At 65.5% G+C, this 18,169-nt stretch carries 15 protein-coding genes; 7 read left to right on the top strand and 8 right to left on the bottom strand.

Features of this window, described 5'->3' with window-relative positions:
* Positions 1-22: 22 nt before the first annotated feature.
* Genes JOD47_RS06040 through JOD47_RS06055 form a run of 4 tightly spaced genes read right to left on the bottom strand, consistent with a single transcriptional unit; the run spans position 23 to position 4,399 of the window.
* On the bottom strand, positions 23-1,096 hold the full coding sequence (locus JOD47_RS06040) for a mandelate racemase/muconate lactonizing enzyme family protein (RefSeq protein WP_204532899.1): 1,074 nt from the start codon (positions 1,094-1,096) through the stop codon (positions 23-25).
* Positions 1,093-1,998 (bottom strand): 5-dehydro-4-deoxyglucarate dehydratase, encoded by a 906-nt coding sequence (locus JOD47_RS06045; protein WP_204532901.1) that lies wholly within the window; start codon positions 1,996-1,998, stop codon positions 1,093-1,095. Before JOD47_RS06045 ends, JOD47_RS06040 begins: the two co-directional genes overlap by 4 nt.
* 3 nt (positions 1,999-2,001) lie before the next feature.
* Positions 2,002-2,979, bottom strand: a complete 978-nt coding sequence (locus tag JOD47_RS06050) for an NAD-dependent epimerase/dehydratase family protein (protein WP_204532903.1) — start codon at positions 2,977-2,979, stop codon at positions 2,002-2,004.
* On the bottom strand, positions 2,957-4,399 hold the full coding sequence (locus tag JOD47_RS06055; protein ID WP_204532905.1) for a Gfo/Idh/MocA family protein: 1,443 nt from the start codon (positions 4,397-4,399) through the stop codon (positions 2,957-2,959). Before JOD47_RS06055 ends, JOD47_RS06050 begins: the two co-directional genes overlap by 23 nt.
* 160 nt (positions 4,400-4,559) lie before the next feature.
* Here JOD47_RS06055 and JOD47_RS06060 point away from each other — a divergent pair, with 160 nt between their 5' ends.
* Together JOD47_RS06060 and JOD47_RS06065 are read left to right on the top strand one after the other, a co-directional pair.
* Positions 4,560-5,573, top strand: coding sequence for a LacI family DNA-binding transcriptional regulator (locus tag JOD47_RS06060; protein ID WP_204532916.1), 1,014 nt, complete (start codon positions 4,560-4,562; stop codon positions 5,571-5,573).
* A gap of 231 nt (positions 5,574-5,804) precedes the next feature.
* Positions 5,805-6,071: a GlsB/YeaQ/YmgE family stress response membrane protein gene (locus JOD47_RS06065; RefSeq protein ID WP_204532919.1), complete on the top strand. Its 267-nt coding sequence runs from the start codon at positions 5,805-5,807 to the stop codon at positions 6,069-6,071.
* Positions 6,072-6,262: 191 nt separating this feature from the next.
* Here JOD47_RS06065 and JOD47_RS06070 read toward each other — a convergent pair whose 3' ends face one another.
* The 4 genes from JOD47_RS06070 to JOD47_RS06085 form a co-directional block, all read right to left on the bottom strand.
* A complete protein-coding gene (locus tag JOD47_RS06070) occupies positions 6,263-7,636 on the bottom strand; it encodes an NAD(P)(+) transhydrogenase (Re/Si-specific) subunit beta (RefSeq protein ID WP_204532921.1) in 1,374 nt (457 codons plus the stop codon).
* The gene (locus JOD47_RS06075) at positions 7,633-7,944 is read right to left on the bottom strand and encodes an NAD(P) transhydrogenase subunit alpha part 2 (RefSeq protein ID WP_204532923.1); all 312 of its coding nucleotides are present in this window, start codon (positions 7,942-7,944) and stop codon (positions 7,633-7,635) included. The genes JOD47_RS06070 and JOD47_RS06075 overlap by 4 nt, the downstream gene beginning before the upstream one ends.
* Positions 7,944-9,077: a Re/Si-specific NAD(P)(+) transhydrogenase subunit alpha gene (locus tag JOD47_RS06080; RefSeq protein ID WP_204532925.1), complete on the bottom strand. Its 1,134-nt coding sequence runs from the start codon at positions 9,075-9,077 to the stop codon at positions 7,944-7,946. The genes JOD47_RS06075 and JOD47_RS06080 overlap by 1 nt, the downstream gene beginning before the upstream one ends.
* Positions 9,078-9,211: 134 nt before the next feature.
* A complete protein-coding gene (locus JOD47_RS06085) occupies positions 9,212-10,228 on the bottom strand; it encodes a LacI family DNA-binding transcriptional regulator (protein WP_204532927.1) in 1,017 nt (338 codons plus the stop codon).
* Positions 10,229-10,393: 165 nt separating this feature from the next.
* Between JOD47_RS06085 and JOD47_RS06090 the strand changes: the two genes are divergently transcribed.
* The 5 genes from JOD47_RS06090 to JOD47_RS06110 all read left to right on the top strand — a co-directional run bounded on the left by JOD47_RS06090 (position 10,394) and on the right by JOD47_RS06110 (position 18,048).
* Positions 10,394-12,436, top strand: coding sequence for a beta-galactosidase (locus tag JOD47_RS06090; RefSeq protein WP_204532928.1), 2,043 nt, complete (start codon positions 10,394-10,396; stop codon positions 12,434-12,436).
* A complete protein-coding gene (locus tag JOD47_RS06095) occupies positions 12,436-13,383 on the top strand; it encodes a carbohydrate ABC transporter permease (RefSeq protein WP_204532929.1) in 948 nt (315 codons plus the stop codon). The genes JOD47_RS06090 and JOD47_RS06095 overlap by 1 nt, the downstream gene beginning before the upstream one ends.
* On the top strand, positions 13,380-14,282 hold the full coding sequence (locus JOD47_RS06100) for a carbohydrate ABC transporter permease (RefSeq protein WP_204532930.1): 903 nt from the start codon (positions 13,380-13,382) through the stop codon (positions 14,280-14,282). The genes JOD47_RS06095 and JOD47_RS06100 overlap by 4 nt, the downstream gene beginning before the upstream one ends.
* 67 nt (positions 14,283-14,349) lie before the next feature.
* Entirely contained in the window at positions 14,350-15,681 is a 1,332-nt protein-coding gene (locus JOD47_RS06105; protein WP_204532931.1) for an ABC transporter substrate-binding protein, read from the top strand.
* A gap of 219 nt (positions 15,682-15,900) precedes the next feature.
* Positions 15,901-18,048, top strand: coding sequence for an FG-GAP repeat domain-containing protein (locus tag JOD47_RS06110; RefSeq protein ID WP_204532932.1), 2,148 nt, complete (start codon positions 15,901-15,903; stop codon positions 18,046-18,048).
* Positions 18,049-18,169: the final 121 nt, after the last annotated feature.

The following is an 18,169-nucleotide window of genomic DNA, read 5'->3' on the forward strand; positions in this document are numbered from 1 at the left end:
ATAAGGGGCGTGTCCTGCGAAATCAACGGGTAGGGGTGATCTCCAGGCCGAGCCCCGGCTGGCCCGTCACCGCAAGCCCGGATTCAGTGATGCTGACCGGCGACGGTCCGGCGAGGATGCCCAGCTCGGTCATGGTGGCGCCGTCGACCGCTTCCACCCACACCGTTTCCGCAAGAGTGGAGGCAAGCTGCCCGGAAAGCTCCGGGAGCAGGTGCGGAGCCACCGCGATGCTGTTGGCCCGGGCGAGCTCGACGATCCGCCGGAACGGAGTGATTCCACCGACCCGGATGATGTTGGGTTGGATGATGTCGACGGCGTCCGCCTCGATGAAGTCCCGGAACCGGTAGATGGTGTGCACGTTTTCACCCAGCGCAATGGGCACCGGCGAGGAGCGCCGCAGCCGCCGGTAGGCAGAGAGATCGTCCGCGCGGATCGGTTCTTCGAGCCAATGCAGGCCGTACTCCGCGAGCCATTCAAGCGCCCGCAGCGTGGTGGGCAGGTCCCACCGCTGGTTGGCGTCGATCATCAGTGCGCGGTCGGGGCCGATGACCTCACGGACTGCGGCGATCCGCTCGGCATCCTCGCGCAGGTCCGGCTTACCCACTTTGACCTTGACCGCCTGCCGGCCTTCAGTGACCCACCGCTGGGCCTGCTCAACGAGCTCCTCGAGGGTGTAGTGCAGGTTCACTCCGGACCCATACACCGGCACGGTTTCCCGACGCCGGCCCAGCAGGTCAGGTACGGAACACCCCGCCTGCTTCCCCGCCAGGTCCCACAGGGCGAGGTCGACACCGGCCATCGCGATGGTGGTCAGCCCTCCCCCGCCTGCCTCATGGAGCCGGACCCAGAGGGCGTCCCACACCTCCTCCGCCCGGGCGGGAAGTCCCTCCACAAATGGCGCGATGTCATGTTCCAGCAACGCCAGCACTGCCTGCGGCCCGATGGTGGGCGTCCAGGAGAAACCGTGCCCGGTACCGCCGTCGTCGGTAGTTACCGTCGTCGCGATGAAGTGATTCTCCGGCACGTCAGCTCCCCAGGCGCGCCGCAGCGGCGCCGTGACCAGACGCGCGGAGAGGCCGGTGATCTTCGGGCTCATGCGCCCACGAGCTCACGGCCGGCCGCAAGGATGGCCTTGAGTTCCACCAGCTGGGTCTCGGATGGGTCGACCAGCGGCGGACGGACGGACCCGACGTCGAGCCCGTCCAGCCGCAGCCCCGCCTTGACGAGCGAGACGCCGAAGCCCGGTGTCTGATCACGCAGCCTGACCAGCGGCGCGTAGAAACCGTCCAGCAGGCGGTGCCGGGCGGGCTCATCATTGTCGATGTAGGCACGGTAGTACGCGGTGGCAATCCCCGGCGCCATGGCGAACGCGGCGGAGGAGTAGAGCGGGATTCCCAGACCGCGGTAGGCGCCCTGGCTGAGTTCCGCGGTGAGGAGCCCGTTGAAGAACTGGAAGTCGGTCCGCCCGGTGGCAGCGACAGCGGACACGATCTCCTGCGCAAGCCCGACGTCGCCCACACCGTCCTTGAATCCAACCACCTTCGGGTTGGATGCCAGGCGCGCGACGGCGTCGGCGGTGAAAGCTCCGTTGGCCCGGTGGTAGATGATGACCGGCAGGCTGGAAGCGGCAGCCACCTCCTCCACGTAGGCGACAAGGCCTTCCGACGGCCCCCGAACGAGGTAGGGGGGCAGCACGAGCAAGGCGTCAGCCCCCGCTTCTTCCGCCGCCCTCGCCGCGGCACGGGCGTGGCCGAGCGGCCCGCCGGTACCGGCAACCACCGGGACCTGCCCGTTGACTGTCCTTACGGCGGTAGTGACGACGGCGCGAATCTCCTCGAGATCGAGGGCATGGAACTCCCCGGTACCGCAGGCAGGAAAAACTCCTCCGGGCCCATAGCTCAGGCGGGACTCGATGTGCTCCTGAAGCAACGCGGTATCAACCGAACCGGACGGCGAGAACGGTGTCACGGGAAAGAACAGCACTGCATTGAACTGCATGATTTACCTTGCTTCCTGGATTGCGGAGGCAAGCTCCGGTGTTGCGGGCTCCGATTTCACGAGCTCCGTGCGCCAGCTTCGCTTGGGCTCCCAGCCGAGCAGCTTCCGCGCCTTGTCGATGGAGAAGGCCGGGGTGGTTCCGTGCAGGTTGCCGGCGAGCGCACCCACCGCGGGGAGGTAGCGCGGGATGAGCTCGGACAGCGGTTCGCGTGCCAGTGCATCGGCTGCGCCCACGAAGAATGTCTCGGCGTTCGGGATCCGGTCCATCGACTGCAGCAGCACGTCGAGGAAATCCGCGACATCCCGCGCGTCCACATAGTTGAAGATCGCGGGCGCGGACAGCGCGGGATCGTCAAGGCGTTCGACGACGGTGTTCCCCTGCTGGGTCGGCGCACCTGCCCATTCCTCGGGCGAGATGACGTAGCAGGGGCGGAAGGCGGCGTACCGAATCCGGTCGCCCTGCGCGGCCGCGAACATGCGCATGGTCTGCTCGGCGAGCAGCTTGGAGAGCGCGTAGGCGTTCCAGGGCTTCGGCGTGGTCTGCTCATCCAGTGGGAAAGCGTCCGGCATCCAACCGGCGGGTGCCCCGTAGCCAAGGACCGTGGGGCTTGAGGCGGTGATGATCCTGCCAACGCCGAGGTCCGTCGCGGCGCCCATCACCTGGAAGGCGAGTTGGCTGTTGGTCTGCAGAATCACGTCCTCCGGCGCACTGAACGGGACAGCGATCGCGGCAAGGTGGATGACGGCGTCGGGCCGGTGGGTTTCCATCACGCTGCGGGCAACGCCGGCAGCCAGCAGATCTGCCGCCTCCTGGCGGATATGAGTGGGGAACACGCCGTCGGGGACCGGCGTGCGGTCCACGGAGACGACGTCGTACCCTGCCTCAGCGAGGCCGGTCACCACACTGCGGCCCAGCCGGCCGGAGCCTCCCGAGACCAGGACGGTAGTCTGCGCCCGCTCAGCCACGGCGCACCTGCCCATTGTCGGCACGGTCCGCTTTGAGGTCCGCTCCGAGGCCGAGTTCAGTGATGCGCACGGGCAGCGAGGATTCGAGTGAAGCGTTGCCCGCAATACCGACGGCGACGGCGCGCAGACCGTCGAGGTAGCCCGACGGCCTGCCCAGCGGGTCCTCACCGGGCCCTTCGAAAAGGTCGGTGAGCAGCAGCGCGTCACCGCCGCCGTGGCCGCCCTCCCCGTTGACGATCGGCACTTCGACGGCAGGTTCCCAGTGGCGCTGCAGGATGAGGCGTTCGCCGTTGATCCGGACGGCGTCGTCCTCCTCCACCGGAGTGGCACTGGGATCGACGACGTTCTTCTGATCCGTGCTGCCGGAGACCGCGGCCCGCTCCACAACTTCAAGTTCCGCGCGTCCCAGCGTTCCGTTCACTGCGACCCGGTAGCCCTCCCAGGGGCTGTGCGCGTTCAGCGAGTAGCTGAGCGTCGCTCCGGACGCGTAGTCGACCACGAGCGCCAGGTTGTCCTCGATGGTGATGCCGGGGGCGAAAACGTCTTGGTCACGCTGGTACCCGTCGTGGTGCTCGTTGGCGTAGTAGAGGTCGTTCAGCTTCTGATCCTCGCGCAGGTCAAGCGCGAACGGATCCCCCGCGGCGGAGTCGATGGTGCCGCGCCCGGGGCGGTCCGTTAGTCCGCGGCCGGCGGCGTTGCTGTCCCCGTAGAAGCGCAGCCCACCGCTGGCGAAGACGCGTTCGGGAACGTCGTCGATCCACCAGTTCACGAGGTCGAAGTGATGGGACGCCTTATGGATCAGCAGACCGCCGGAGTTCTCCTTCTGCCGGTGCCAGCGGCGGAAGTAGTCGGCGCCGTGGACGGTGTCCAGCATCCAGCTGAAGTCGATGGACGTCACCGTGCCGATCGCGCCGCTCTGGATGATCTCCTTCAGCGCACTGTTGCGGGGTGAGTACCGGTAGTTGAAGGTCACAACGACGTCGCGGCCGGTACGCTCAATCGCGTCGCAGATCCGGCGGCAGCCCTCGGCGTCGATGGTGAGCGGCTTTTCGACGACGACGTCCGCTCCCGCTTCCAGCGCCTCGACGATGTAATCGGCATGCGTGTAGTCAGGCGTGGTCACGATGACGCGGTCGATGCCGTTGTCCCGGATGAACTGCGTCAGCTCCTCCGGGCGGAACTGCAGGACCGTTGTCCTCGGCGAAAGTTCCGCCGAGAGTTCCGCGGCAAGAGCCAGGTAGTACTCAACCCGTCCCGGGTTGTTGTCGCTGATGGCCACGAGTTCAGCGGAGGACGCATGATCGCCGAGGGCAGCGCGGACATACATTTCCGCCCGCGAGCCGGTGCCGACGAGCACCAGGCGGGTGCGCTCGCGCTGCTCCGGCCTCGAAGCGGACTGCTGCTCCACAGGAACAGTATGGGGGGCGGTGCTCATGGGGCTCCTTCGGTCACGGTCCCCGGTGATGATGAGACACCGTGGATGTGATGTGAGAAAACGTTTTCTGAAATAGGTTATATGCTTTCTATCAACACACTGGTGTACCCGTCAACCATTTGCCGCGGGGACGCCGATCCCCAGCCCGGATGAGGAACCTATGGCCAGGAAAGCAGCCAACCGCAGGGTAGGCATCACCGACGTCGCGCAGCGAGCAGGAGTCTCGCTGGCCTCGGTCTCGCGCGTCATGAACGGCAACTTCTCGGTGGATCCGGACATAGCGGCCCGGGTCCGGAGCGCCGCCGCCGAACTGAACTACCAGCCCAACGCAGTGGGGCGCAGCCTGGCGCTGGGCAAGACCGACACCATCGGCGTCGTCGTGCCTGATCTGGCCAATCCTACTTTCCAGGGGATGCTCCGCGGCGTAAGCCGTGCCGCCGCCCAGGATGGCTACCGCGTCCTGATCGCGGATTCATCGGAAGTGTCCAGCGAGGAATCAATCCTGGCGGGCGAAGCACGACGGCGGTGTGACGGCGTCGTGCTCTGCGCGCCACGCATGAACGAGGCGGAACTGGAGGCGCTCCTTCCGTCGCTGCGGCCACTGGTTCTGGTCAACCGCTCGACGACGGACACCGAGACTCCGAGCCTCGTGGTCGATTACGGGCAGGGCGTGAAGGACCTGGCGGCGCACCTCGTGGAGCTCGGCCACACCACGCTTGCGTTTCTCGAAGGACCCGAGCGAAGCGCGTCCAACCAGGCACGCCTGCAGGGGCTGGAGAAGTTCCGCGTGGACAACCCGGGGATTGAACTGACGGTTCTGTCCGGCGGGTCGAGCTTCGAGGCCGGGCACGGCTCGGTGGACAGCGTCCTCGAAACCGGCGCCACCGGTGTACTGGCCTTCAACGACCTCGTAGCCATGGGACTCTTGAGCGGCCTACATGAGCGCGGCATCGACGTACCTGGGCAGATCTCGATCACCGGGTTCGATGACATCCCGTTCGCGAACTACACCACGCCCCCGCTCACCACCGCCGCGGTGCCGATCAATGACATCGGCGAGCAGGCGTGGCACGAGATGCGCCGGCTCCTGGGGGACGGCGGGTCCAAGCCCTCGCACACCACGTTCCAGCCCGAGCTCAGGCGGCGCGGCAGTACCGGGCCGGCCGCGCGTTAGCGGTGGGGCTTGCCGGTAGCGTGCGCCCGGCATCGCGTGCAGCCCAGCACAGAAACTGCCCCTGGGCGCAGGGCCGCCGGTTCGAATCGGCGACCCTGCGCCTCCGGGCAGTTTCTCTGCGTATGGGCCCGTGCGACCGCCGCGTATGGGCCCGTGCAACCGCCACCAGTTGCCCTCACTAGAAAGCAGGCTTAGTGTTCTCGGAGGAAACACTCATCTTTAGGAGGCATCATGATCGGTTTCATCATTGCCGGATTGATTATCGGGGCACTCGCCCGGCTCATCAAGCCGGGTAAGCAGAACCTCGGGCTGCTCGCGACCCTGCTGCTGGGGCTCGCCGGATCCGTCATCGGCGGGTTGATAGCAAGCTTCTTCCACACCGGCGGAATCTTCGAGCTGAACGTGCTCGGTTTCATCCTTGCGGTCATCGCAGCGGTTCTGCTGATCGGCGTGGCCGAGTCACTGTCGGGCCGCCGCAACCGCAGCGTCCGTCGGTAGCACTCTCGCACAGAAACTGCCCCTGAGCGCAGGGCTGCCGGTTCGAACCGGCGGTTCTGCGCCCGGGGGCAGTTTCTGTTCCGCAGCCCTGCACCTCCGGGCAGTTTCTGTTCCGCAGCCCCGCACCCGCGGGCAGTTTCTGTTCCGCAGCCCTGCACCCGCAGACCGTTTCTGGCTGCGCGTCGCTGCTGTCAGAGCGCCTTCACTGCGCCGAGCACCCTCGTCAGTGACTCCTTGGCATCGCCGAACAGCAGCGTCGTCTGCGGCGAGTACAGCAACTCGTTCTCGATGCCCGCGAATCCCGGCCGCATCGAACGCTTCAGGAATACCACCTGCGCGGCGTCGGCCACCTCCAGAATCGGCATGCCGTAAATCGGGGACCCAGGCGAGGTCTTCGCCGCCGGGTTCACCACGTCGTTCGCCCCGACCACCAGAGCAACGTCCATGTTCCGGAACTCGGGATTGACCTCGGCCATCTCCCTCAGCGACTCGTACGGCACGTTCGCCTCCGCCAGCAACACGTTCATGTGCCCGGGCATCCGTCCAGCCACCGGATGAATTGCGAAGGACACCTCTACACCGCGGGCTTCCAGCGTCTCCGCAAGCTCCGCAACCGTATGCTGACCCTGCGACACAGCGAGGCCATACCCCGGCACAATCACCACGCGCTGCGCATACCCGAGCATGACGGCCACATCCTCTGCGCCCGATGACCGCACGGGTCGCTCGCTCAGGGTTCCCGACCCGGCAGTGGAGCCTCCACGGAACGCTCCGAACATAATTCCCGCCACGCCGCGTCCCATGGCTGCGGCCATCGCCCGCGTCAGGATCGTGCCGCTCGCCCCGACCAACGTTCCCGCCACCAGCAGCAGCACGTTGTCCAGGACGATGCCGGACGCCGCCACCGCAAGGCCCGTGAACGCATTGAGCAGGGAGATGACAATTGGTACATCGGCCCCGCCGACCGGCAGCACCAGCAGAACACCGCCTGCCAGCCCGAGCAGCAGCAGGACGGTCGCCCACACCACGTTTCCCGTAACGGTCACCAGGACCGCAGCGACCAGAAGAGCGACGACGACGGCGGACATCATCCAGCGCATCCCGCTGAAGATGACCGGCCGGGTGGTCATCAGCTCCTGTAGTTTCGCGACCGTAACCCCCGAACCAGCGAAGGACACCGCCCCCACCACCATGGTGAAGACGACGGCGGCACGCGTCCACGCGCCGTCGTGCGCTGCCAGTTCAAGGATGGCCACCAGCGCGGCTGCACCGCCGCCGACCCCGTTGAACAGCGCGACAAGTTGGGGCATCTGCGTCATGTGGACGCCTCGCGCGATCGGCGCTGCCACCGCAGCTCCCACCGCTATCGCGATGAGGATGGCCGGCACGTTCTCCAGGCGCGTGGAGAGGAAGACGATGACGACGGCGAGCGCCGCTCCCCCGGCGCCGATCAGGTTGCCACGCCGGGCGGTCCGCGGAGAGCTCAAGCCCTTCAGCGCCAGGATGAAGCACACAGCAACAGCCAGGTACAGCAGTGCTGTCACCTCGACGGGCAGGAGGTTCATGCGCCGGGATCCCTGTCCGCCTGCCGGGCCTGATCACGGCCGCGGAACATGTGGAGCATCCGATCGGTCACCACAAAGCCGCCCACCAGGTTCACCGTCGCGAGCAGCACCGCCAGCAGCGCCAGGCCCAGCGGCAGCGGCTCAGTGGCCTGTCCCGCTACGAGAATGGCACCGATGAGAATAATCCCGTGAATCGCGTTGGCACCGGACATGAGAGGTGTGTGGAGCGTGCTCGTTACCTTGGAGACCACCTCAAAGCCAACGAACACGGAAAGAACCACTACGGTGAGCAGGGCGGGCAGGTCCATCAGGGCACTCCCTTCAGCAAGGCTGCCGTGGGCTGGTGCATCACGCGGCCGTCGTGGGTGAGGCATGCAGCGGAAACCACGTCGTCGTTGAAGTCCGGGACTACTCGCCCGTCGACGGTCATGAGCTCCACGAGGTTCGCGACATTGGCGGCGAACAGTCGGGATGCGTCAGTCGCCATTGCCGATGCCGCGTCCTTCATCCCCACCAATGTGACGGTGCCGCCGACGCCGGGGACGGCGACGTCGTGCCCGGCCTTGACGCCCTCCACGTTGCCTCCCGTCTCGGCGGCGAGATCGACAACGACAGCGCCGCCCTTCATCCCGGCGACCATGTCGGTGGTCACCAGGAGCGGGGCGGGCCTGCCGGGGACGGCTGCGGTGGTGATCAGCACATCCGACGCCGCCACATGCGGCGCGAGGAGTTCCCGCTGCCGTGCGGCCCGGTCCTGACTCATCTCGCGGGCATACCCGCCGGACCCCTCGATGGCGTCGAGGTCGAGGTTGATGAAGCTGCCGCCAAGGGAGGCAACCTCGTCTGCTGAGGCGGGGCGGACGTCGTACGCGGACACCCGCGCACCCAGCCGCTTTGCGGTCCCGATTGCCTGAAGCCCTGCGACGCCGGCGCCGAGCACGAGGACGCGTGCGGGTGGCACGGTCCCGGCCGCGGTCATGTACAGGGGGAAGAAGCGCGGGAACCGGATGGCCGCCTCAAGGACAGCCCGGTAGCCGGCAACGAGGGACTGGGAGGACAGCGCATCCATGGTCTGCGCGCGCGAGATCCGGGGGATGAGTTCGAGTGCAAACGACGCAACCCCGGCCTGCGCCAGCGCGCTAACGGTGGGCAGCTCAGCCGCCGGGGAAGCGAAACCGACCGTGATCGTGCCCGGCCTCAGGGCGCTGGCCTCATCCGGCGTCAACGGCGCCACGTGGCACAGGACGTCGACGTGGCCGAGGCGGGCAACGACGTCGGCGCCGGAGGTGCGGTAGGCGGCGTCGTCGTGGCCCGCCTGAACTCCGGCGTCAGATTCCACCGCGATGTCCAGGCCGAGCTTCATCAGCTGGCGGACCGAAGCGGGGGTGGCCGCCACGCGGCGTTCACCGGCCCGGGTTTCCCGTTTGACTCCCACCAACACGATCCCACCCCCTCCCGAACGGGGGCGCCGTCGCCCAACCGCTGGAACATAGCATCACACAGCCGGGGTGCTCGTGGAACAGCCGGCGTCCGGCGTTGCGGGATGGTTATGCGGCCGGCTGCCCTCCCTTCGCCTCAGGCGGACTTCCGCCACACCACCGTGGTGCTCAGCATCCGCACTTCAGCCTCCTTGCCCTCGATCTGGGCGAGGACAAGCTCCGCGGCCGCGCGGCCCAGCAGGTCCGCCGGCTGCTTGACCGTGGACAGTTGCGGCTTGCAGCGCAGGGCCCAGCTGCTGTCGTCGAAGCCCACTATCCCGACGTCGTCCGGCACCCGCCTGCCCTGCTCCTGCAGGGTGGCCATGGCACCCGCCGCCACCGCATCAGAGGCGGCAAAAACGCCGTCGATGTCCGGCCGCCTCCGCAGGAGTTCGGCCATGCCGTCAGCGCCGGCGGCATAGGTGTAGAGCGGAAACTCCAGAACGAGGTCCGGATCGAACGCCGGCCCAAGCGCCGCCCGGAAGCCCTCAAGCCGATCCTGGCCGGAGTCGCGGTCCAGCGCACAGGCGATCATCCCGACCCTGGTCCGACCGGTATCCAGCAACCGCCGCACAATTGTCCGGGCGGCTGCCACGTTGTCGATCCCCACGTACGGAATGTCGGGTGTACCCGGCGGATGACCGACGAAGGCGGCCGGAATCTTCAGGTTCCGCACCGCCGTTGCAATGGGATCCGCGGTTCGCGCAGAGATGATGACGGCGCCGTCCACCAGCCCCCCGCGCAGGTAGTCTGCCACCCGCCGGCTGTCCCGCGCGGTGTCGATGATCAGGGAAACCAACTGGTAGTCCGCCGCGGAAAGCACCGAGTTTGCGCCGAGGAGGATCGATCCGATGTTGGGGTCCTCGAACAACAGGGAGTGCGGCTCATGGATGATGAGACCGATCGCGCGGGACTCCTGCCGCACCAGGTTCCGCGCCGCCGAATTGCGGACGTAACCTACCTGCGCAATGGCCGACTCAACCGCCATTTTCGCCTCGGGCGAGACGTACTTTTCCCCGTTCACGACGCGCGAGACCGTCCCCCGGGACAGACCCGCCGCTGAGGCAACATCATTAATTGTTGCCCGCCGACGGCGCACGCGAGTGGAGTCCATACCGATACTGTAACGGAGCTGACGAACCGGCGGATCCGAATAAAACGTTGACATGCCGGTGTGACGCAGACTACTCTGTGAACGTTCCCAGATCGCGCAGAACATCGCGCTTCGCGCTTTCTGGGAACGTTCACAGAAGCAACAGCGAACAGTCAAGGACCTTACGTGCCGACCACCATCTCACCGATCACCCAACTCGCCCCCGACGGCGGCCTGGTGTTCGGCTGCGACTACAACCCGGAACAGTGGGACGAGGCCACGTGGGCGGAAGACGTGCAGCTGATGCGCGAGGCCGGGGTCAACCTGGTGGCCGTCAACATCTTCGGCTGGGCGGAACTCCAGCCCGGCCTTGACACGTTCCACTTCGACCGGCTCGACGCCATCATGGACCTCCTCCACGCAAACGGCATCGGCGTCAACCTGGGAACCGGCACCGCTTCCCCTCCGCCATGGCTCACCACGGCGTACCCGGAGATCCTTCCGATCACGGTTGACGGCGAAACCCGCTGGCCGGGCGGGCGTCAGGCCTGGTGCCCCAGCTCCCCCGTTTTCCGGGCTCATGCACTCAGGCTCGTCGAGGAAGTCGCCCGCAGGTACGGCGCGCACCCAGCAGTGCGCCTCTGGCACGTATCGAATGAACTCGGCTGCCACAACGCGCTGTGCTACTGCGACACATCGGCTGCGTCCTTCCGGGGCTGGCTGCAGGACCGTTACCTCACCCTGGATGCCCTCAACGCTGCGTGGGGCACCGCGTTCTGGAGCCAGCGGTACTCGGCCTGGGAGCAGATTCTCCCACCGCGCACCCCGCACGCCACCCCCAACCCCACGCAAGTCCTGGATTTCCGCCGCTTCAGCTCCGACGAACTCCTCGGGTACTACCGGGCCGAGGCCGACATTCTCCGCATGCACAGCGACTTCCCCGTCACCACCAACTTCATGGTCACTGCGCACATCCGCACCCAGAACTACTGGCAGTGGGCACCGGAGATGGATGTCATCGCCAACGACCACTACCCGGATCACCGGCTCGAGGACCCGGTGCAGGAGATCGCCCTCGCCGCTGACCTCACCCGGGGCCTGGCCCGGAACCGGCCCTGGATCCTGATGGAACACGCCACCAGCGCAGTCAACTGGCAACCGCGGAATATCGCCAAGGCGCCCGGCGAACTGCTGCGCAACTCCCTTTCCCACCTCGCCCGCGGTGCGGACGGCCTGTGTTTCTTCCAGTGGCGCGCCTCCCTGCAGGGAAGTGAGAAGTTCCACTCGGCCATGCTTCCCCACGCCGGCACCGACTCGAAAATCTGGCGTGAGGTCATCGAATTGGGCGGGACCCTGGGCCGGTTGCGCGAAGTCGCCGGCAGTACGGTCACAGCGCGGGCAGCGGTGGTCTTCAGCTGGGAGGCCTGGTGGGCGTGCGATTCCGACTCCCACCCTTCCGCCGACCTCCGCTACCTGGACCAGGTGCATGCGCTCTACGGCGCCCTGTGGGACGCCGGCATCACCGCCGATTTCCTGCCGCCGGACGGCGACTTCACCGGTTATGACCTCGTGCTCGTCCCTGCGCTCTACCTCATAAGCGACGACGACGCCGGCCGGCTCACCGACTACGTCCGCCGGGGCGGCACCGCTGTCATCTCCTTCTTCAGCGGCATCGTCGATGAAAACGAAAGGGTGCGCCCGGGAGGCTACCCCGGCGCCTTCCGCGACCTGCTCGGCATCCGGGTCGAGGAATTCCACCCGCTGGCCGCCGGCCAGAAACTGCAGCTTTCAAACGGCACGACGGCGGCACTCTGGAGCGAAGCCCTTCGCACCACGGGCGCTGAAGCTGTTCTCACCATCACCGAGGGTCACCTCGCCGGGACCGCCGCCGTCACCCGCAATTCCTTCGGGAACGGCCACGCCTGGTACCTGGGCACTTCGCTCGGCAAGGAAACCCTGCTGGAAGTGGTCAGCGACGCCGCCCGCGCCGCCGGCATTCCGGCCTCCGGGACGCGCGGCGTGGAAACCGTCGAGCGGGTTTCCGGAGATCAGCGCTATCTCTTCGTCATCAACCACACCACGCAGGACTACAAACACCGGATCACCGGAACTGAACTGGTGCTCGGCACGGAAGTTGCCGACGTCGTCGTCGTTCCGGCGGGCACGGTCCGCGTTGTACGCACCCATTCAACAGGCAGCACCGTATCAACAGGCAAGGAGGCCTCCTGATGGCTACCCTGGACCACGCCCAGAACCCGCCGGGCACCAACCCGCCGGGCACCGCAAAGGGCTCACGGCACATTTCCAACAAGCGGCGCAGCACGCGCAGGGCGGTCGCCGTTTTCGTGGCGCCGTTCGCCGTGCTCTTTCTCCTCTTCTATGCGGCTCCGATCATCTTCGCGATCATCCAGTCGCTCCTCACGGTCGAGCGGGAGGGCACGTTCGGCGCACCCCAGCAGGTCTTCGGCGGGCTCAGCCAGTACGCGATCGTGTTCCAGGACGAGGCGTTCTGGGCGTCCGTCGGCCGGGTCCTCCTCTTCGGTGCGGTGCAGGTGCCGATCATGCTCGGCATGGCGCTGCTCTTCGCGCTGCTGCTCGATTCGCCGCTGCTCAAGGGCAAGAAATTTTTCCGCCTCGCGTTCTTTGCGCCGTACGCGGTCCCGGGCGTCATCGCGGCGATCATGTGGGGATTCCTGTACTCCCCCTCGCTCTCACCGTTCAGCGCCGTCACCTCGGAGATCAACTTCCTCGACGGGTCCCTGGTCCTGTGGTCCATCGCGAACATCGTGACCTGGGTGTACGTCGGCTACAACATGCTCATCATCTACGCGTCGCTGCTCGCCATTCCCACGGAGATCTACGAGGCCGCGCGGCTTGACGGCGCTTCCAACGCCCAGATCGCCTGGCGGATCAAGATCCCGCTGGTAACTCCGGCGATCATCCTCACCGGCGTGTTCTCCATCATCGGCACGCTGCAGCTCCTCGCGGAACCCCAGACGCTGCGCAGCTTCAGCTCGGCGATCAGCAGCACCTACACACCGAACCTCGCGGTCTACACCACGGCGTCGATCCCCAACTACAACCTGGCCGCTGCGTTCTCGGTTGTCCTCGCAATCGCCACCTTCATCCTCTCCTTCGTCTTCCTGAAGGCAACCCAGCGGAAGGTATCCCAATGACCACGGCAGCCGTTCCCCTGTCCGCCCCGGAGAAGTCCCGTTCCAGGGGTCCGCGGCAAAGCATCATGTCCCGCAGTGCAGCCATGCTCATCATGGGCGTCTTCACCCTGTACTTCCTGACCCCGATCTGGTGGCTGCTGGTCACCTCCACGAAGTCCGGCGGCGACATCACCGGGACGTCCGCGCTGTGGTTCACCCCGGACTCCGTCTCGACCTTCTTCAGCAACATCACCGGCCTGTTCGCGTATGAAAACGGACTCTTCGTCAAATGGCTCCTGAACAGCGCCCTGTACGCGGGGGTCGGGGCGTTCCTCGGCACCATCATTGCGGCGATGTGCGGCTACGCGCTGTCCAAGTACGAGTTCAAGGGCCGGGAAGCCATCTTCAACGTGGTCCTCAGCGGGGTCCTGGTACCGGCCACGGCGCTGGCCCTGCCGCTGTTCCTGATCTTCAGCGAAGTGAACCTGACCAACACCTACTGGGCGGTCTTCCTGCCCAGCCTCGTCAGCCCCTTCGGTGTCTACCTCGCCCGGATCTACGCCGCAGCCTCGGTTCCCGGGGAGCTCCTCGAGGCAGCCCGGCTGGACGGCTCCGGTGAGGTGCGTACCTTCTTCACCGTCTCCAGCCGCCTCATGGCGCCGGCGCTGGTAACCATCTTCCTGTTCCAGTTCGTCACCATCTGGAACAACTTCTTCCTCCCGCTGATCATGCTGCGCGACCAGGCCCTCTTTCCGGTGACGCTGGGCCTGTACGCGTGGAACAGCCAGATCAGCCAGATTCCGGAGCTGCGCACGTTCGTGATCATCGGCGCGCTCGTCTCCATCCTTCCCCTCATCATCGCTTTCCTCGGGCTGCAGCGCTTCTGGAGCAGCGGACTCGGTACGGGAAGCGTCAAGTAACCAGACCCCAAGAAACTGCCGGAGGCACCCGTCGCCGGCACCGTCCATACACAAAGGAAAAAACAGAATGCGTATGCATCACGGAAAGACCACCGCCGCCGTCGTCATGGTCTCCGCTCTGGCCCTCGCGGGCTGCGCCGGCGGAGGGGACACCTCCGGCGCTCCCGAAGCAGCAGCGTGCGAGCCCTCCACCGAGCCCGTGGAGCTGACCTTCACCACGTGGGTCCCCGGGATGGACCAGGTGGTGGAGCTGTGGAACGAGGAGAATCCGGACGTCCAGGTGACCGTCCAGACCGGCCCCAACGGAAACTCCGGCACCTACCAGAACTTCTTCAACCAGCTGCAGGCGGGCAACGCGCCGGACCTCGGTCAGATCGAGTATGACGCCCTCCCGAACTTCCGTGTTCAGGACGGGCTCGAGAACATCGCGGCCTGTGAAGGTGTCGGCAATGCCGGCGACCAGTTCATCGACTGGACCTGGAACCAGGTGACCTTCGGCGAGGAGGACGCGGTCTACGCCATCCCGCAGGACAGCGGACCCATGGCCCTCTTCTACCGCGCGGACCTCTTCGAGCAGGCCGGGATTGAGGTCCCGACCACCTGGGAAGAGTACGCAACCGCCGCCGAGCAGATCCGTGAGGAAGGCGGCTACATCACCAACTTCCCGCGCTCGGACGTGAACTGGTTCGCCGGTCTTGTCTGGCAGGCGGGCGGCGAGTGGTTCAGCAGCGAGGACGACGGCTGGGAGGTCAACCTGACAGGCGAAGAGTCAACGCAGGTGGCCGAGTACTGGCAGGGACTGCTCGAGGATGACCTCGTATCCACCCTCCCCTCGTTCTCCGACGAGTGGAATGCATCCTTCAACGAGGGCGACCAGTGGACCTGGGTCTCCGCGGTCTGGGGCACCTCGACGCTGCAGAGCGGTGCGCCGGATACCGCCGGCAACTGGGCTGTCGCTCCCATGCCGCAGTGGGACGCGGGCCAGAGTGCTGCCGGTAACTGGGGCGGCTCCTCCACCGCAGTCCTGAAGGGATCCGACAACCCGTATGAAGCCTCGCAGTTTGCGCTGTGGCTCAACACCGATCCCGAGGCACTGGCGCTGGCGAACGAGCTCGGCGGGCTGTACCCGGCAGCGAGTGCGGGTGCTGACCTGGAGGCATTCGCCGGTGAGTCGGAGTTCTTCGGCGGACAGGCTGTCTACGACGTCTTCGCCGAGGCCTCTGAAAACGTCGACCCCGAATTCACCTGGGGCCCCACCATGACGCAGACCTACACGGATGTCTCTGACGGCTTCGGTGCTGCGATCGGCGGCGAGTCCACCCTGATGGAAGCTCTGCAGAGCGGCCAGGAGCAGACGGTCGACGCTTTGGAGGCACAGTCCATCCCCGTAGTGGAGTAGCTTCTCCCCACAGATTCGCCGGCTTGTTGCCTGGCCTCCGTTGTTAGCGGTAGGTCGGGGAGCAGGCCGGCGTTTCTGCGTCCGGGCCGGTGAAGTCGCAGTCTGAAGCTCAGTTTTCACTCAAGTTTTACAGTGTGAGGAACTGTGCCGTTTTTCGCGGGATAGAGTACCGTTCGACGCGCAGGTGCGCGGTTACCTGCAGCGGAAAGATAGATGAATATGAGCGGCAAATCCGTCGCAGCCCGATTCGGCGCCGTCCTGATGGCCTTGCTGTTCATCACGGCGTTGGCAGTACCTCCCAGTACAGCTGCAACCATCATGCCCGGGGCCCCGGTGCTGACCGGCCTCGTTGCCGAGTCCGGTCCCTCTGCAAGCCCAGGGGACACCATCGTGTTTCGCTGGACCGCAGTGGATGAGGCGGGAGTACCGAGCGGCTATTTCAACCTGAAGTCCGACTCAGATCCAAGTTGGTACAAGCCGATTTACATCATCGAGTCGACAAGGCTAGCCGACGGTTCCTGGACCGGGACAATCTCGCTGCCCCTCACGGATAGCTCGCTTCCATCCGGGACGCTGTATATCAGCGAGGGTTACCTGAGTGATGGACGCGCCAGCAGTTGGTACACGTTTCCCTCGGACATGGCTTCTCCTACCGTGGAAGTGACGGGCACGGAGTACCACCTTGGACCGCGCATCAAGGATGTCAGCTTCTCGCCGTCGAGTTCTGAGCCTGGAAAACCCATTACTGTGCGCGTGCGCGCCGAGGACCTTCAGGGCATCAGGTCCTTTGGGCTCACTATCAAGGGTCCTCACTTCCACCACTACGTCTACGAAGACGTTCAGGCGCGCAATGTGGGAAACAACCTGTGGGAATGGGACCACACATTCACTACTGATGCGGGGACTCTCGAGCCGGGAACATACTGGGTAGCCGATCTGAATCTGGTGGACAACAGCGGGGTGATGCACTACTCATCGTCCTTTGATCACTACCCGGAGGAAACCTCACCATTCACGTTCACAATCGTTGACCCGGCCGAATATCAGACAGCGTCGCCAACGATCAGTGGGATAAACCAGGTGCCCCACACGCTGACGGCAGATCCGGGAGTCTGGGGACCAGGACCGGTCAGCTTGTCCTATCAGTGGATGTGGATCGTGCATCCGTCATTGGCGAATTCGCCGGCCGTGCCGATTGAAGGCGCGACAGCACCTACTCACAAGCTTGAGTACGCGCGATCCGGTGAAGACCTGCAAGTTCACGTAACCGGAACCTGGCCGGACGGAACACAAAGAACGCGGCGTTCTGCTTCTATCACTGAGGTCCGGTATGGGAACCTCGATGAATTCGGACCCCATACCCTCACGCTCACCGGTCCGGGTGAGACAGAAACCTGGCTCCGGGCGGAAATCAGCGGTTCATGGCCAACCGGCACCGGCTTCACTTTCCGGCTGTATGCAGACGGCGTCCAGCTTCCCCAGTGGCAGGACATCTACCTCACGAAGGAGCTCCTGGGCAAGACCATCGAAGCCCGGGTGAAGGTGCATGCGCCCGGATACAGCGACAAGACCATGGTGTCTGAGCCGGTTGTCGTGAAACTCCCCCGGCCTGCACAGAAAGACCTGAACGGAGACGGACGCCCGGATATTCTCGCCCGGGATGCCGCTGGCGCGCTCTGGTACTACGCCGGAGCCTGGAACAACACGATGGGAGCCCGGGTGAAAATCGGCTCGGGATGGAATTCGATGACTTCCATTCTGATGCCTGGCGACTTCGACGGTGACCGGAAAGCCGACGTCATTGCTCGAGACACCGCCGGAGCCCTTTGGCTCTATCCGGGAAATGGAGCGGGACGCCTGCAAGCGCGGCAACAGATCGGTTCAGGATGGCGGAGCATGACCGCACTGGCAACGCCTGGTGACTTCAACGGCGATACGATCCCCGACCTCATTTCCTCCGACGCAGGCGGCAGGCTCTTCCTCTACCCCGGGAACGGGACAGGGGGGTTCACGAGCCGACTTCATATCGGCACCGGCTGGAACAGCATGAACGCAATAGTTGGCGTAGGAGACTTCAACGGCGACAAGAAGTCAGACCTGCACGCAAGGGACAGTTCCGGACAACTCTGGCTGTATCCCGGCAACGGCAAAGGCGGCTTCACTTCCCGCTCCCGCATCGGCGTGGGCTGGAACAGCATGTCGGGGTTGACCGGACCGGGATTGTTCGGCAACGACTCCGCGGCGGATCTCCTCGCGCGCGACAGCTCGGGCAGGCTGTGGACTTACCCCGGCAACGGTTCCGGGCAGTTCTGGCCCAGAGAACCGGTCGGCACTGGCTGGAACATCTACACCCTTGTCGTTCCCTGACACTGGGGCGCTGAATAGTCAGCAGACTGCATATTTCCAGCGCACCATCAGGCAGCGCCTGTAGCATTGAGGAATCTTCGGGGAAATGGGGACCCTTTCACGGCTGGGAAGTCGATTCTCG

The organism is Arthrobacter tumbae, assembly GCF_016907495.1.
Classification (GTDB): Bacteria; Actinomycetota; Actinomycetes; order Actinomycetales; family Micrococcaceae; genus Arthrobacter_D; species Arthrobacter_D tumbae.

What these genes read in the sequence shown, in the direction of transcription:
- JOD47_RS06110 (WP_204532932.1), top strand. Translation starts at nt 15,901, where the DNA reads ATGAGCGGCAAATCCGTCGCAGCCCGATTCGGCGCCGTCCTGATGGCC.
- JOD47_RS06105 (WP_204532931.1), top strand. Translation starts at nt 14,350, where the DNA reads ATGCGTATGCATCACGGAAAGACCACCGCCGCCGTCGTCATGGTCTCC.
- JOD47_RS06045 (WP_204532901.1), bottom strand. Translation starts at nt 1,998, where the DNA reads ATGCAGTTCAATGCAGTGCTGTTCTTTCCCGTGACACCGTTCTCGCCG.
- JOD47_RS06070 (WP_204532921.1), bottom strand. Translation starts at nt 7,636, where the DNA reads ATGAACCTCCTGCCCGTCGAGGTGACAGCACTGCTGTACCTGGCTGTT.
- JOD47_RS06075 (WP_204532923.1), bottom strand. Translation starts at nt 7,944, where the DNA reads ATGGACCTGCCCGCCCTGCTCACCGTAGTGGTTCTTTCCGTGTTCGTT.
- JOD47_RS06100 (WP_204532930.1), top strand. Translation starts at nt 13,380, where the DNA reads ATGACCACGGCAGCCGTTCCCCTGTCCGCCCCGGAGAAGTCCCGTTCC.
- JOD47_RS06095 (WP_204532929.1), top strand. Translation starts at nt 12,436, where the DNA reads ATGGCTACCCTGGACCACGCCCAGAACCCGCCGGGCACCAACCCGCCG.
- JOD47_RS06055 (WP_204532905.1), bottom strand. Translation starts at nt 4,399, where the DNA reads ATGAGCACCGCCCCCCATACTGTTCCTGTGGAGCAGCAGTCCGCTTCG.
- JOD47_RS06040 (WP_204532899.1), bottom strand. Translation starts at nt 1,096, where the DNA reads ATGAGCCCGAAGATCACCGGCCTCTCCGCGCGTCTGGTCACGGCGCCG.
- JOD47_RS06060 (WP_204532916.1), top strand. Translation starts at nt 4,560, where the DNA reads ATGGCCAGGAAAGCAGCCAACCGCAGGGTAGGCATCACCGACGTCGCG.
- JOD47_RS06065 (WP_204532919.1), top strand. Translation starts at nt 5,805, where the DNA reads ATGATCGGTTTCATCATTGCCGGATTGATTATCGGGGCACTCGCCCGG.
- JOD47_RS06050 (WP_204532903.1), bottom strand. Translation starts at nt 2,979, where the DNA reads ATGGGCAGGTGCGCCGTGGCTGAGCGGGCGCAGACTACCGTCCTGGTC.
- JOD47_RS06085 (WP_204532927.1), bottom strand. Translation starts at nt 10,228, where the DNA reads ATGGACTCCACTCGCGTGCGCCGTCGGCGGGCAACAATTAATGATGTT.